General features: G+C 68.2%; 12 protein-coding genes. 2 read left to right on the top strand and 10 right to left on the bottom strand.

Annotation, left to right across the window (positions count from 1 at the left end; translation table 11 throughout):
• Window positions 1-4: 4 nt before the first annotated feature.
• Window positions 5-1,207, bottom strand: a complete 1,203-nt coding sequence (locus tag AAFP30_RS20970; RefSeq protein WP_419231952.1) for a cytochrome P450 — start codon at window positions 1,205-1,207, stop codon at window positions 5-7.
• 100 nt (window positions 1,208-1,307) lie between these two features.
• On the opposite strand from AAFP30_RS20970, the gene AAFP30_RS20975 reads away from it, so the two are divergent.
• The gene (locus AAFP30_RS20975; protein WP_419231953.1) at window positions 1,308-2,225 is read left to right on the top strand and encodes a LysR family transcriptional regulator; all 918 of its coding nucleotides are present in this window, start codon (window positions 1,308-1,310) and stop codon (window positions 2,223-2,225) included.
• A 7-nt stretch (window positions 2,226-2,232) separates the two neighbouring features.
• Here AAFP30_RS20975 and truB read toward each other — a convergent pair whose 3' ends face one another.
• The 4 genes from truB to AAFP30_RS20995 form a co-directional block, all read right to left on the bottom strand.
• On the bottom strand, window positions 2,233-3,132 hold the full coding sequence (truB, locus tag AAFP30_RS20980; protein ID WP_419231954.1) for a tRNA pseudouridine(55) synthase TruB: 900 nt from the start codon (window positions 3,130-3,132) through the stop codon (window positions 2,233-2,235).
• A gap of 1 nt (window position 3,133) precedes the next feature.
• Entirely contained in the window at window positions 3,134-3,790 is a 657-nt protein-coding gene (locus tag AAFP30_RS20985; RefSeq protein ID WP_419231955.1) for a 4'-phosphopantetheinyl transferase family protein, read from the bottom strand.
• Window positions 3,787-4,779: a metallophosphoesterase family protein gene (locus tag AAFP30_RS20990; protein WP_419231956.1), complete on the bottom strand. Its 993-nt coding sequence runs from the start codon at window positions 4,777-4,779 to the stop codon at window positions 3,787-3,789. Before AAFP30_RS20990 ends, AAFP30_RS20985 begins: the two co-directional genes overlap by 4 nt.
• A gap of 210 nt (window positions 4,780-4,989) precedes the next feature.
• A complete protein-coding gene (locus AAFP30_RS20995) occupies window positions 4,990-6,333 on the bottom strand; it encodes an MATE family efflux transporter (protein WP_419231957.1) in 1,344 nt (447 codons plus the stop codon).
• Between the two features lie 60 nt (window positions 6,334-6,393).
• Between AAFP30_RS20995 and AAFP30_RS21000 the strand changes: the two genes are divergently transcribed.
• Window positions 6,394-7,296 (top strand): DUF5996 family protein, encoded by a 903-nt coding sequence (locus AAFP30_RS21000; protein ID WP_419231958.1) that lies wholly within the window; start codon window positions 6,394-6,396, stop codon window positions 7,294-7,296.
• 3 nt (window positions 7,297-7,299) lie between these two features.
• Here AAFP30_RS21000 and AAFP30_RS21005 read toward each other — a convergent pair whose 3' ends face one another.
• The 5 genes from AAFP30_RS21005 to nusA all read right to left on the bottom strand — a co-directional run bounded on the left by AAFP30_RS21005 (window position 7,300) and on the right by nusA (window position 13,219).
• A complete protein-coding gene (locus AAFP30_RS21005) occupies window positions 7,300-8,256 on the bottom strand; it encodes a DHH family phosphoesterase (RefSeq protein WP_419231959.1) in 957 nt (318 codons plus the stop codon).
• Window positions 8,253-8,708, bottom strand: coding sequence for a 30S ribosome-binding factor RbfA (rbfA, locus tag AAFP30_RS21010; RefSeq protein ID WP_419231960.1), 456 nt, complete (start codon window positions 8,706-8,708; stop codon window positions 8,253-8,255). The genes AAFP30_RS21005 and rbfA overlap by 4 nt, the downstream gene beginning before the upstream one ends.
• Before the next feature lie 122 nt (window positions 8,709-8,830).
• Window positions 8,831-11,713, bottom strand: coding sequence for a translation initiation factor IF-2 (gene infB / locus AAFP30_RS21015; RefSeq protein WP_419231961.1), 2,883 nt, complete (start codon window positions 11,711-11,713; stop codon window positions 8,831-8,833).
• Window positions 11,714-11,792: 79 nt separating this feature from the next.
• On the bottom strand, window positions 11,793-12,137 hold the full coding sequence (locus AAFP30_RS21020) for a YlxR family protein (RefSeq protein WP_419231962.1): 345 nt from the start codon (window positions 12,135-12,137) through the stop codon (window positions 11,793-11,795).
• Window positions 12,138-12,208: 71 nt separating this feature from the next.
• On the bottom strand, window positions 12,209-13,219 hold the full coding sequence (gene nusA / locus AAFP30_RS21025; RefSeq protein ID WP_419231963.1) for a transcription termination factor NusA: 1,011 nt from the start codon (window positions 13,217-13,219) through the stop codon (window positions 12,209-12,211).
• Between the last annotated feature and the right edge of the window lie 53 nt (window positions 13,220-13,272).

The raw sequence follows: 13,272 nt of genomic DNA on the forward strand, positions 1-13,272 counted from the left end.
TGGGCTACCAGTGCACGGGCAGCGACGTCATGCCGCGGAACACCCAGCCGCCGATCTCCGGTGGCTGCTGCGGATCGAGCCGCAGGTCGGGTAGACGTTCGAACAGGCGCGGCAGCGCGATGTCGGCGACCTGCGCGCGGGCCACCCAGGCGCCGGCGCAGAAGTGTGCTCCCCCACCGAATCCCAGATGCGGCTTCTTCGGCCGGAACACGTCGAACTCGTCGGGGTTCTCGAAGACGGTCTCGTCGCGGTTCGCGCTGAGCGCCACCACCCCGAGCTTGGCACCGGCAGGCAGGGTGATGCCGCCGAGTTCCACCTCGCGGGTAGTCTGCCGCGGGTACATGCCGATCGGTGCGACCCACCGCACGCTCTCCTCGAACGCATCCTTCCAGCGTCCCTGCTCACGCACGGCGGCAAGCTGTTCCGGCCGTTCGAGCAAGGCCCACACCGTGGTGGTCAGGGCGTCGCGGGGCTCGTTGATGCCACCGCCGATCGACATCTTGAGGTTGGCGCGGGTGTCCTCGAGCGTCACCTCGGGTGCACCGCTGTTCACGATGTGGGAGATCAGCGATCCGTCGGGTTCGCGGCGGAACCGGGTGATCATTTCGTCGAGCGCGTCGTTCACCTCGCTGTAGGAGGTTTCGGCCAGCGCCCAGACGGACGGGTCGTCGGCGTAGTTGCCGGTGCCGTTGATCAGCGTCTGACTCCACCGCAGCATGTCCTCGTGGGTGGCGTTGTCGAATCCCATGACCACGCGCAGGTTCTCGGCCGCGTATGGTGCGGCGAAGTCACGCACCAGGCACGCGCCCGGACCACGTGCGACGAACTCGGCGAAGAAGCGTTCGAAGTTCTCCTCGAACCGCTGATTCCAGAGCTGTTTGATCGCTTTGGGTTTCAGCACGCCGCCGTAGGAAGCGCGCTGGACCGCGTGTTCGGGATCGTCCTTGCGCAACATCGAATGTCCCATCGACCGCTTCATCAGCGAGCCGGCCTCGTTCGCGGTGAAGGTGTCCGGGTCGTGGTCGACGGTGTGCACGTCGTCGTAGCGGGTGACGAAGTAGCGTCCGGCCACCGGCACGAAGGCGACCGGGGATTCGCGCCGGAGTCGGGCGTAAATCGGGAACGGATCGCGGTCGAGGTCGTCGAGGGTGATCCAGTCGGCGACCGCCGTCCCGCCGGCTTCCACGCTGTGCACTGTGCTGGTCATCTCTTGCCTCCGCGTTCTGTGGCGTCTACAACAGTTCACCACCGCGGTAACCTCGTGTAAAACGCGTAAAAGCGCGCAATATCCACGGGAGAATCGTGCAATGCCGGACTTCACGCTGCGTCAACTCGAGTGTTTCGTCGCGGTCGCCGAGTACGCGACCATCGCGCACGCCGCCGACGCGCTGCACGCCTCGCCGTCGGCGGTCAGCGGCGCGCTCGGTGAGCTGGAGAAACACCTGGGCGAGGAACTGCTGGTTCGACGACGCGCTCACGGCGTCACGCTCACCACCGCCGGACGCGCCCTGCTCCCCCGCGCCCGCGCGGTGCTCGCGGCCGCCGCCGATCTCAACCCTGACGACACCGAGGGACTCTCCGGACACTTGGTGCTCGGCATCTATCGGACGTTGTCGGCGTCGCTTCTCCCCGGCATCATCGACGGTTTCACCCGGCAGCACCCCGCCGTGCGACTCGACTTCCTGGAGGGCTCCGGCGACGAATTGCTGCACGCCCTCGACGAGGGCCGCGCCGACGTCGCGATCCTCTACCACCGCGACATCTACGGACCGGTGCAGACCGAGGCGCTCTACGAGCTGCGCGCGCACGTCCTGCTCTCGGCCGATCACCGTCTCGCCGAGGCGGACTCGGTGTCGCTGACCGACCTCGCCGACGAACCATTCATCCAGTTCGACGTCCAACCGGCGTGGCAGAACACCCTGGCGCTGATGGCCGCCGCCAGCGTACGGCCGGTGATCCGTTATGCGACCGCCAATTACGAACTGGCGCGGTCCATGGTCGGGCGCGGACTCGGCTACACCGTGCTGGTGAACCGGCCGGTCAACGATCTCACCCACGAAGGACGGCGCGTGGTGGTCAAGGATCTGTCCCCACTGCCGGAACCGACCGTGGTGGCGTTGGCCTGGCCGAAGGATAGGGCGCCGTCAAATCTGTTGCGGGAGTTTGTTGCGTGGGTCGCGCGTCCAGATCGGGAGTGGCGTACCGAGACCGAATCGCGCGGGTGACGAGTAGTCAGCGCAACGTCGCCGGCCGGACCACCATCACCGAACCGGCACGTCTCCCCTTCTCCTGCACCAACGCAATCGCCTGCCCGGCCGGATCGATGACGACGTAGACCTCCTTGCGACCGACCGGCGTCAGCCAGCGGCCCTGACTGATCGACTCGGCTTCGTCGTCATCGATATCCCGATGCGGGAACGAGAGTTTCGCCGCCTCGTCGATGGTCAGCGACAGTTCGGGTCCGTCGGTCAGATCCTCTAGTCGCCGCGTGTGTTCCAGGGTGAACGGTCCGACGGCGGTGCGCCGCAGCGCGGTCAGGTGGCCGCCGACGCCGAGGGCTGCGCCGAGATCGCGGGCGAGGGAACGGATGTAGGTGCCCGAGGAGCAGTCGACCTCGACGTCGAGGTCGATGTAGGCGTCCTCCCTCCGTGTTTCACGAATATCGAAGCGGGACACCGTCACCGGCCGCGCCTCGAGGTCGAACTCGGCTCCGGCCCGCACCAGGTTGTGCGCGCGCCGGCCGTCGACCTTGATGGCACTGACCTTCGCGGGCACCTGCTGGATGTCGCCGGTGAGATCGGCGACGCCGGCGGCGATCTGGTCGTCGGTGACATGCGACGCGTCGGTGCGGGTGAGGATCTCACCCTCGCGGTCGTCGGTGTCGGTGCTGGCACCGAGCCGGATGGTGGCGCTGTAGGACTTGGTGGTCAGCGACAGCAGGCCCAACAGCTTGGTGGCGCGTTCGATGCCGATCACCAACACGCCGGTGGCCATCGGGTCCAGGGTGCCCGCATGCCCGACTCGTCTGGTGTTGAACAGCTTTCGGCATCGGGACACGACGTCGTGGCTGGTCATGCCGGCGTCCTTGTCGACGATGAGCAGTCCGGCGTTCTCGATGGATGCGTCGGCCATGTCAGGTCAGCGCGATCGTGGTCGTGATGAGGCCGCGGTCGATCAGCCACTGCCCGGACAGTTCGGCCAGCGGCGCCCCGCCGTCGATGGCTGCCGGGTCGATCAGGATCTGCGACGTGAAGGTGCCGGCGTTGTCGGCGGTCTGCTCAAAGGTGATGTGCGCGTCCTCGAACCCGAGCCACCGCTGCGTCACCGGGAACCACGCCTTGTAGGTTGCCTCCTTGGCGCAGAACAGGAGTCGATCCCAGTGCAGGCCGGCGGGCCGGGTCGCCAGGACATCACGTTCGGCAGCGATGCTGGTGTGGTCGAGCACGCCGTCGGGCAACGCATCGTGCGGTTCGGCGTCGATCCCGAGGGACCGCACCTGCAGCGCGAATCCGACGATCGCCGCCCGGTAGCCGTCGCAGTGGGTCAGGCTGCCGACCACCTTGTCCGGCCACAATGGCATGCCCTTCTCCCCGCGCATGATCGGGGTGGGCTCGAAACCCAACTCCGACAACGCCTGACGCGCACAGTGGCGGGCGGTGGTGAACTCCCGACGCCGTTTCTCCACGGCCCGTTCGATGAGGCTGCGTTCGGCGGGCAGCGGTTCGATACCCGGCGGGTCCTCGAATGCCTCGGCCGCGGCCACCCCGGCCGGCACCAGCTGTTCGATCACCCTTGCTCCTCCGTCTTCGCCGCGCGAGCCTGCGCACGTTCGGCACGCTGTTGTCGTCGTTCCTCGAGTCGCCGGGCGAACTCCGCGGCCCGCTTCTCGTAGTCGGGCGGCAGTTCGAAGCGGGCGCCGTGGCCCGGCAGGTCATCCTCGGTCAGGCCCGGATCGGGAATGATGGCCCGCAGCAACGGTTCCGGCAGTCCGCGACGCTTCCATTCGCGCGGGTACCCCACCGATACCTCCTCGAACCGGACGAAGTCGTACCAGGTGGTCCGCGGGATGTGCAGGTGCCCGTAGACGCAGCAGGCAGCCCGATAGCGGGTATGCCAGTCGGCGGTCAGTTCGCTGCCGCACCACAGCGCGAACTCCGGATAGAACAGCGTGTCGGTGGGTTCACGGCGTAACGGCCAGTGGTTGATCAACACCGTCGACTCCGACGGGTCGATGGCGTCGAGGCGCTTGCGGGTGGCCTCGATCCGTGCCCGGCTCCACGCGTCGCGGGTGGGGTACGGCTCGGGTGACAGCAGGAACTCGTCGGTGGCCACCACATTGCGTTCGCGAGCGAGCGCCAGCGCGGTCAGCTTGGTGGAGGTGCCCTCCGGACGGAACGTGTAGTCGTACAGCAGGAACATCGGGACCACCCGCACCGGCGGGGTGCCGTCGCCCGGATCGAACAGCGGGTAGATGTCCTCCGGGGTGACCACACCGATGTCGCGGCAGGCCTGCACGAGGTAGTCGTAGCGGGCGACGCCGAATATCTGCAGCGGGTCCTTGGCGGTGGTGTAGAGCTCGTGGTTGCCGGGCACCCAGATGACGGTGTGGAAGCGTGAGCGCAGTCGGCGCAGGGTGTCGACGATGTCGTCGGTGCGTTCGGCGACGTCGCCCGCCACGATCAGCCAGTCGTCGCTGCTCGACGGGCGGATCATGTCGATGATGTGCTCGTTGCCGCGGTGCGCGACGTGCAGATCGCTGATCGCCCAGAGTGTTGCCACGAGGATCCATCGTGCCAGAACGCCGATGCTCGTCGCGTCGCGCGGTCCCCAACGCCGGCCCGCCGGCACGAAGCCGCCCAGCAAGTCCACCCACCAGCGGCTGACCGAGTGCGTAGCGAGTTTGCCGGCCCTACCGAGGGCGGTTTTCGACGAAGGGCGGTTTGTGCGGGCGGTTTCCGAGCCGCCGGCCAACCACCCCCGCCACACACGTCACACCCCGACCCGCCGCCACCTCCCCGACCGAATCCGCCAAGCGACGGTGGCCAGGCGGATGAGCATGAACAACATCAGTCCGGTCCAGATGCCGGCCAGCCCCCAGTCGAACACCAGCGACAGCCAGATCATCGGGAAGAAGCCGACCAGCGCGCCGGTCAGGGTGGCGGTGCGCAGGAAGGCGGCGTCGCCACTGCCGAGCAGCACCCCGTCGAGTGCGAACACCACGCCGGCGACGGGCAGCATCGCGACCAAGTACCACCACGGCACGCTGATCGCGTCGAGGATGTCGGGGTCGGAGGTGAAAAGTCGTGGGATGATGCCGGCGCCGACGGCGAACACCGCGGCGGCCACACATGCCGCCCCCAGCGACACCAGAGTGACCTTCCGCGCGACCACCCCGGCCGCACCCACTGCCCCCGCACCGAGCGCGGCACCCACCAGGGCTTGGGCGGCGATCGCGAGCGAGTCCAGGAACAGCGACATGAACTCCCATAGCTGCAACACGACCTGATGGGCGGCGACCTCGGCGACGCCGAACCGCGCCGCAACCGCAGCCGCCGAGAGGAAGCACACCTGGAACGAGAGGCTGCGCACGACGAGATCTCGAGCCATCACCAGCTGGGCTCGCATCACCGCCCAGTCGGGGCGCAACGCCGCTCGCCCGTCGGCACCAGCGGCCCGGACGAGCCGGATCAGGAACAGCAGCCCGGTGAGTCCCTGCCCGATCAGGTTCGCGATCGCGCTGCCCGGTAGTCCGAGGCGCGGGAATCCGAGGACGCCGTGGGTCAGGCCGACCACCAGGACCGCCGCCACCGACAGCCCGACGACGACGTAGATGACCGGACGGCGGGTGTCCTGCACGCCGCGCATCCACCCGTTGCCGGCCATCGACAGCAGGATCAGCGGCACCCCGAACATCGCGATCCGCAGCCAGCCGGTGGCCTCGTCGGCCACCTCGGCAGCATCGGGGCCGCTGCCGACGAGCAGGTCCATCACATACGGCGCGAGCGGATACATGACGACGACCAACGCCAGCCCGACCGCGATCCCGATCCAACTCGCTTGCACGCCTTCACGAATCGCGCCGACACGGTCTCCGGCGCCGAAGCGTCGCGCCGACCGTGCCGTGGTGCCGTAGGACAGGAAGGTCAGTTGAGTACTGATCACGGATAGGACCAGCGTCGCCACGCCGAGCGCGGCGAGTTGGTGTCCGCCGAGCCGGCCGACGACCGCGAGATCGAGCAGCAGGTACAGCGGCGGGGCGATCAGCACGGCGAGCGCCGAGATGGTCAGCGTGGCGATCCGACGACCACTCGTGTCGGCTGCGGAGGTCGTCATGGAGAAACCTTATCGAGGCGAACGAACACGAGATCGCACCGATCGTGTCAGGGTGGGGACATGGTCTCCCCCACCTTTCCCTGGCCCGCGCTCACCGTCGATTCCTGGACCGACACCCGCGAGACCCTGCACATGTGGACGCAGATCGTCGGCAAGGTGCGCATGGCACTGTCCCCGCACGTCAACCACTGGTGGGGCACCACGCTCTACGTCGATGCCCGCGGCCTCACCACCGGTCTGATGCCCGTCGACGACGGCGGCCTGGAGATCCGCTTCGACTTCATCGCCCACGAACTGATCCTCCAGCACACCGACGGCCGCGCCCGCAGCATCCAGCTCGGGCCGCGGTCGGTCGCCGACTTCTACCGCGACGTCCGCGCCGACCTGGACGCACTCGGGGTGCACGTGCAGATCTATCCGGTGCCCGTCGAGCTCCCCGAGGTCATCCCGTTCGCCGACGACGAGACCCACCACTCCTACGATCCGCAGGCCGTGCACACCTTCTGGCAGCAGCTCGTCGTCATCACCGAGGTGTTCTCCGAGTTCCGTGCACGGTTCACCGGGAAGGTGAGCCCGTCGCATTTCTTCTGGGGCGCTTTCGATCTCGCGGTCACCCGATTCTCCGGCCGGGCCGCGCCGCAGCATCCGGGCGGGGTGCCGAACTGTCCGGACTCGGTGATGCACGAGGCCTACGACTCGGAGTTGTCGAGCGCCGGCTTTTGGTGCGGTGGCGGCGAGGAGGGTGCGTTCTACTCCTACGCCTATCCCGAGCCGGACGGGTTCCGCAGCACCCCGATCACGGTGTCGGGGGCACGGTACGACGAGCAGCTCGGCGAGTTCATCCTGCCGTACGAAACGGCGCGGACGTCGTCGAACCCGGCCGCGACGGTCCTCGACTTCCTCGAGCAGACCTACCGCGCGGCTGCGGATACGGGTGGGTGGCCGGCGGGGTTGGCCGAGTAGTGGTTACGCCGACTTGAGAAAGCGCGCAATGACCTCGGCCGCGGTGCCTTCGTCGCTGTAGCCCGAGGCCTGGCGGTGTCCACCGCCGCCGTGCACGCCCGCGATCGGGACCAGGTCGATGCTGCTCTTGGATCGCAGCGACACCGACCACGCGCCAGGCGCGGTTTCCTTGAACACCGCGGCGACCTCGGCTTCGGCGGCGGTGCGGACGATGTCGACGACGCTCTCGGATTCTTCCCAGCTCATGCCGGCGAGAAGGTCGTTGTCGACGACGGCATAGACGAGTCCGGCGCCGTCGAAGGCACCCGGCACGAGTTGCGCCGCGGTGAGCACCGAGCCGACCATGGGCAGCCACGCGAACGGGTGGGTGTCGAGCAGGATGCGGCTCCACGTGCGGGCGTCGACGCCGGTGTCGAGGAGTCGGGCGGCGATCCGAAAGGATTCGGGCCGAGCCCATTTGAACGATCCGGTGTCGGTGACCAGCCCGGCATAGAGGCAGGTCGCGATGTCCAGATCGATGGTCACCCCCAGTTCGTCGAGCACCGCGAGGACGAGCACGGCGGTGCAGTCGGCGGTCGCGTCGATCAGGTCGAGATCGGCGAAGCCGTCGTTGGAGGCGTGGTGGTCGATCGCGATGGTCCGGGTGGCCGCGGTGAAGGTCGGCTGCAACGATTCGAGCCGTCCGCGGCTGGCCGCGTCGACCGACACCACAACCGGATGCCCGACGAGATCCGCCTCGTCGACGAGCAGCGTGTACCCGGGCAGCGCCCGCATCGCCTGCGGTAGTTCGATGCCGCCCGGAAAGGCGACCTCGACGTCGACGCCCCGCCGCTGCAGCGCCAAACCCAGCGCCAATCCACTGCCGATGGTGTCCGCGTCGGGGCGGACGTGGCAGAGGATCGTCACAGCGTCAGCACCGGCCAGGGCCTGCGCCACCGCTGCGCTGGTGGAGGTCGTCACTGACCGGAACCGTCCTCGTCCGGATCGTCGTGCCGGTAGGGATCGGCGTCGCCGGCCGGCTTGGCCTCGGCGGCCTGCCGGGCGACGAGTTCGTCGTTGGCGCGGGCCCGGGCGACGAGTTCCTCCATGTGCCGGGCTGCGTCGGGCACAGTGTCCAGGACGAAGGTCAAGGTCGGGGTGAATCGCACACCGGTGCCGGCCCCGACCTTGGACCGCAGGATGCCGGTGGCCTTCGCCAGTCCGGCGGCCGCGGCCTCATAGTCGGGTTCGGCGTCGATCGACTCGCCCATCACGGTGTAGTACAGCGTGGCGTCGTGCAGATCGTTGGTGACGCGGGCGTCGGTGATGGTCACATATGCGAGCCGTGGGTCCTTGATCTCGCTGCCGATCGCCGACGCGACGATCGACGAGATGCGCTTGGCCAGGCGTGCTGCTCTTGCCGTATCAACCATCCCGATCCCTTCCTCTGGGCAAAAACTACTCCCCTTCCCGCCCACCGGTGGACCGGGGACGGAAAGGGGACGTAGTCAGATTACGAAAACCTGTGCTGCGCAACATGGGTCGCGCGTCCAGGTCAGTCTCGCGACTTCTCCTGCAACTCGTAGCTCTCGATGACGTCGTCGACCTTGATGTCCGAATACGTCACCGTGAGACCACATTCGTAGCCTTCGCGGACCTCGGTGGCATCGTCCTTCTCCCGACGCAGCGACGCGATCGTGAGGTTCTCGGCGATGACGACGTTGTCGCGCAGCAGGCGGGCCTTGGCGTTGCGACGCATGATCCCGGACTGGACCAGACAGCCGGCGATGTTGCCGACCTTCGACGACTTGAAGATCGCACGGATCTCGGCGCGGCCGAGCTCCACCTCTTCGTAGACCGGCTTGAGCATGCCCTTGAGCGCGCTCTCGATCTCGTCGATGGCCTGGTAGATCACCGAGTAGTACCGGATGTCGACGCCCTCGCGGTTGGCCAGCTCGGTGGCCTTGCCCTCCGCACGAACGTTGAAGCCGATGATGATCGCATCCGAGGCGGTCGCCAGGTTGACGTTGGTCTCGGTGACGCCACCGACACCGCGGTCGATGACGCGCAACGACACCTCGTCGCCCATATCGATACCGAGCAGCGCCTCTTCGAGGGCCTCGACGGTACCCGAGTTGTCGCCCTTGATGATCAGGTTGAGCTGGCTGGTCTCCTTGAGCGCCGAATCCAGGTCTTCCAGGCTGATCCGCTTACGGCTACGTGCGGCCAACGCGTTGCGCTTACGCGCATTGCGCCGGTCGGCGATCTGCCGAGCAGTGCGGTCTTCCTCGACGACGAGCAGGTTGTCGCCTGCGCCGGGCACCGAGGTGAAACCGATGACCTGGACCGGACGCGAGGGCAGTGCCTCGCTGACGTCGTCGCCGTGCTCGTCGACCATGCGTCGAACACGACCGTAGGCGTCGCCGGCCACCACCGAGTCGCCGACCTTGAGCGTGCCGCGCTGCACGAGCACGGTCGCCACGGGGCCGCGGCCGCGGTCGAGGTGTGCCTCGATCGCAACGCCCTGAGCGTCCATGTCCGGGTTCGCGCGCAGATCCAGCGAGGCATCCGCGGTCAGCAGCACGGCCTCGAGCAGTGCGTCGATGTTGTCGCCCTGCTTGGCCGAGATGTCGACGAACATGGCGTCGCCGCCGTACTCCTCGGGGATCAGGCCGTACTCGGTGAGCTGTCCGCGGATCTTCTGCGGATCGGCACCTTCCTTGTCGATCTTGTTGACCGCCACCACGATCGGCACGTCGGCCGCCTGTGCGTGGTTGACCGCCTCCACCGTCTGCGGCATGACGCCGTCGTCGGCCGCGACCACGAGGATCGCGATGTCGGTGGCCTTCGCGCCACGGGCACGCATGGCGGTGAACGCCTCGTGACCCGGGGTGTCGATGAAGGTGATCAGGCGATCTTCACCGTTGAGGTGGGTGTTCACCTGGTAGGCACCGATGTGCTGGGTGATGCCACCGGCCTCGGCCTCGCGGACGTTGGCCTTACGGATGGTGTCGAGCAGTCGGGTCTTGCCGTGGTCGACGTGACCCATGACGGTGACCACCGGCGGACGCTGTTCGAGGTCTTCTTCGCCGCCCTCGTCCTCGCCGTAGGTGAGGTCGAAGCTCTCCAGGAGCTCGCGGTCCTCGTCCTCGGGGCTGACGACCTGGACGTCGTAGTTCATCTCGGAGCCGAGCAGCTCCAGCGTCTCGTCGTTGACCGACTCGGTCGCGGTGACCATCTCGCCGAGGTTGAACAGCGCCTGCACGAGCGATGCCGGGTTGGCGTCGATCTTGTCGGCGAAGTCGGACAGCGACGCGCCACGGGCGAGCCGGATGGTCTCGCCGTTGCCGCGCGGCAGCCGCACACCGCCGACGGCAGGTGCCTGCATGTTCTCGTACTCGGCGCGTTTTGCGCGCTTCGACTTGCGGCCTCGACGCGGGGCACCGCCGGGACGACCGAACGCGCCGGCTGCACCACCGCGGCCACGGCCACCGCCGCCGCCTCCTGGGCGACCGCGGAAACCGCCACCACCGGCCGGTGCGCCACCGGCACCGGGAGCGCCGCCACCGCCGCCACGGTAGCCACCGCCACCGCCACCGCGATTACCGCCGCCTCCGCCGGGTCCGCCACGACCGCCCGGACGGGCGTCTGGTCGTGCGGCACGGCTGGGCATCGCACCCGGATTCGGGCGCGGGGGCATGTTGCCGGGATTCGGACGAGGTCCGCCCTGCCCGGGTGCCGGACGGGGACCGCCCTGACCGGGGCCGGGACGGCCGGCACCGCCGGCACGACCACCCGGACGCGGACCGCCTTGGCCCTGTCCCTGACCGGGACGAGCGGCCGGCGGACGCGGTGCGGGAGCCGACGAATAGGGGTTGTTGCCGACGCGCGGGGCACGCGGGCCGGGCTTGGGACCCGGACGCGGACCGGGGCCGGGACGGTTGCCGCCACCGGATTCCTGCGGACGGGCTTCGGGGGCCGGGGCCTTGGCGGCCGGCGCCTGCGGCGTCGGAGCTGGTCCGGGCTTGGCCGATGCCGGGGTCGGCGTCGGTGCGGGGGCCGGGGTCGACTCGGCGGCGGGGGCCGCCGGAGTTGACGGGGCCGCCGGAGCGGGGGTTTCCGCTGGTGCTGCGGCTGCAGCCGGTGCCGGGGCACCCGGCTTGGGTCCGGGACGAGCCGGACCGGGCTTTGCTGCCGAGCCGCCATTGGCGCCCGGCTTGGGCGCGGGGGAACCGCCAGGTTTGGCCGCCGGCTTGGCGGTCTCCTTGGCTGCCCCGGCCTGGGGGAATGATTCGCGGAGTCGTCGGGCGACGGGGGCTTCCACCGTCGACGACGCCGATTTGACGAACTCGCCTTGTTCCTTGAGACGCTCGAGCACTTGCTTGCTCGTCACGCCCAGTTCTTTGGCCAGTTCATGCACGCGGGCCTTGCCTGCCACTGCTCTCCTCACTTGGAGGTCGAGCGGCCTGCCCGCTACGACCTCGGTTTACGTCTGAAACGTGCTCATCGTGGAGACTTCACGGTGTGCTCATGTCATCTGCTACCTGTTCTGGCCGTTGATGGCCTTCTTCTTCGGTGATCCCACCGATCGCTTCGGCGAGGTCGTCGGGCGCCACGGTCAGGCCGGGCACCCGAAGTGCCGATCCGAACGCCTTACGTCGCACCGCGGCGGACACACAGTCCCGTCGTGGATGCAACCAGGCACCGCGTCCCGGCATGGTCTTCGCGACGTCGACGACAACCCTCGGTGAGTCGTCTTCCGTTCGGGCGACGACCCGTACCAATTCAGTTGCCTCGGCGCGTTGCCGACAGCCGACACACATCCGAATGGGATGCGCTGCCGACACTGCTCGCTGGACCATCGATCAGTCTAGCGTTAGTTGGGCCGTCAACGACAACTGGCTGGTCACTCGGTGTGCGCGAGATCGCTCGATCACGCGTCGTCACCCGCGGGCGCGGGGTCGGCATCCGAGCGGATGTCGATCCGCCACCCGGTCAGTCGGGCGGCGAGCCGGGCGTTCTGCCCTTCCTTGCCGATGGCCAGCGACAGCTGGTAATCGGGGACGACGACGCGAGCGGCCTTGCCCGCGAGGTCGACGACCTCGACGGACACAACCTTCGCCGGTGACAGCGCATTCCCGACGAACTTGCCGGGGTCGGTGTCGAAGTCGATGATGTCGATCTTCTCGCCGGCGAGTTCACTCATCACGTTGCGTACCCGCTGCCCCATCGGGCCGATGCAGGCGCCCTTGGCGTTGAGGCCGCTGACACCGGTGTGCACCGCGATCTTCGAACGGTGACCGGCCTCGCGGGCGACCGCGACGATCTCCACCGAGCCGTCCTCGATCTCCGGGACCTCGAGTGAGAAGAGCTTGCGAACCAGGTTCGGGTGCGTGCGCGACAGAGTGATCTGCGGTCCGCGGGGGCCGCGGGAAACGCCGACGACGTAGCACTTGATGCGGTCGCCGTGGGTGTAGGTCTCACCGGGCACCTGCTCGGCGGGCGGGATCACGCCCTCGGCGCTGTTGGCGTCGCTGCCGATCTGCACGACGATCATCCCGCGCGCGTTGGCACGCGCGTCCTGCTGGACGACGCCGCCGACAATCTCCCCTTCGTGGGTGACGAAGTCGCCGAAGTTCTTCTCGTTCTCGGCGTCGCGCAGCCGCTGCAGGATGACCTGGCGAGCGGTGGTGGCGGCGATGCGGCCGAAGCCTTCGGGGGTGTCGTCCCATTCGTGGACGACGTCGCCGTTGTCGTCGACCTCCTGCGCCATCACGCGGACGGCGCCGGACTTGCGGTTCACATCGATGCGGGCGTGCGGCGCGAAGCCGTCGGTGTGGCGGTAGGCGGTGAGTAGCGCGGTTTCGATCGCGGTGATGACCGTGTCGATCGAGATGCCCTTCTCGGCTTCGATCATGCGCAGCGCGTTGATGTCGATGTTCATGGGGCTGGGTTCCTATTCATTTGTCGGTGTATTCACTTATCCGGGTATGCAGT

The sequence above is a fragment of the Gordonia sp. CPCC 205515 genome (assembly GCF_048537925.1).
Taxonomy (GTDB): Bacteria; Actinomycetota; Actinomycetes; order Mycobacteriales; family Mycobacteriaceae; genus Gordonia.

Coding starts and splice junctions, on each gene's coding strand:
- AAFP30_RS20970 (WP_419231952.1), bottom strand. CDS start 1,207: ATGACCAGCACAGTGCACAGCGTGGAAGCCGGCGGGACGGCGGTCGCC.
- AAFP30_RS20975 (WP_419231953.1), top strand. CDS start 1,308: ATGCCGGACTTCACGCTGCGTCAACTCGAGTGTTTCGTCGCGGTCGCC.
- truB (WP_419231954.1), bottom strand. CDS start 3,132: ATGGCCGACGCATCCATCGAGAACGCCGGACTGCTCATCGTCGACAAG.
- AAFP30_RS20995 (WP_419231957.1), bottom strand. CDS start 6,333: ATGACGACCTCCGCAGCCGACACGAGTGGTCGTCGGATCGCCACGCTG.
- AAFP30_RS21000 (WP_419231958.1), top strand. CDS start 6,394: ATGGTCTCCCCCACCTTTCCCTGGCCCGCGCTCACCGTCGATTCCTGG.
- rbfA (WP_419231960.1), bottom strand. CDS start 8,708: ATGGTTGATACGGCAAGAGCAGCACGCCTGGCCAAGCGCATCTCGTCG.
- AAFP30_RS21020 (WP_419231962.1), bottom strand. CDS start 12,137: ATGGTCCAGCGAGCAGTGTCGGCAGCGCATCCCATTCGGATGTGTGTC.
- nusA (WP_419231963.1), bottom strand. CDS start 13,219: ATGAACATCGACATCAACGCGCTGCGCATGATCGAAGCCGAGAAGGGC.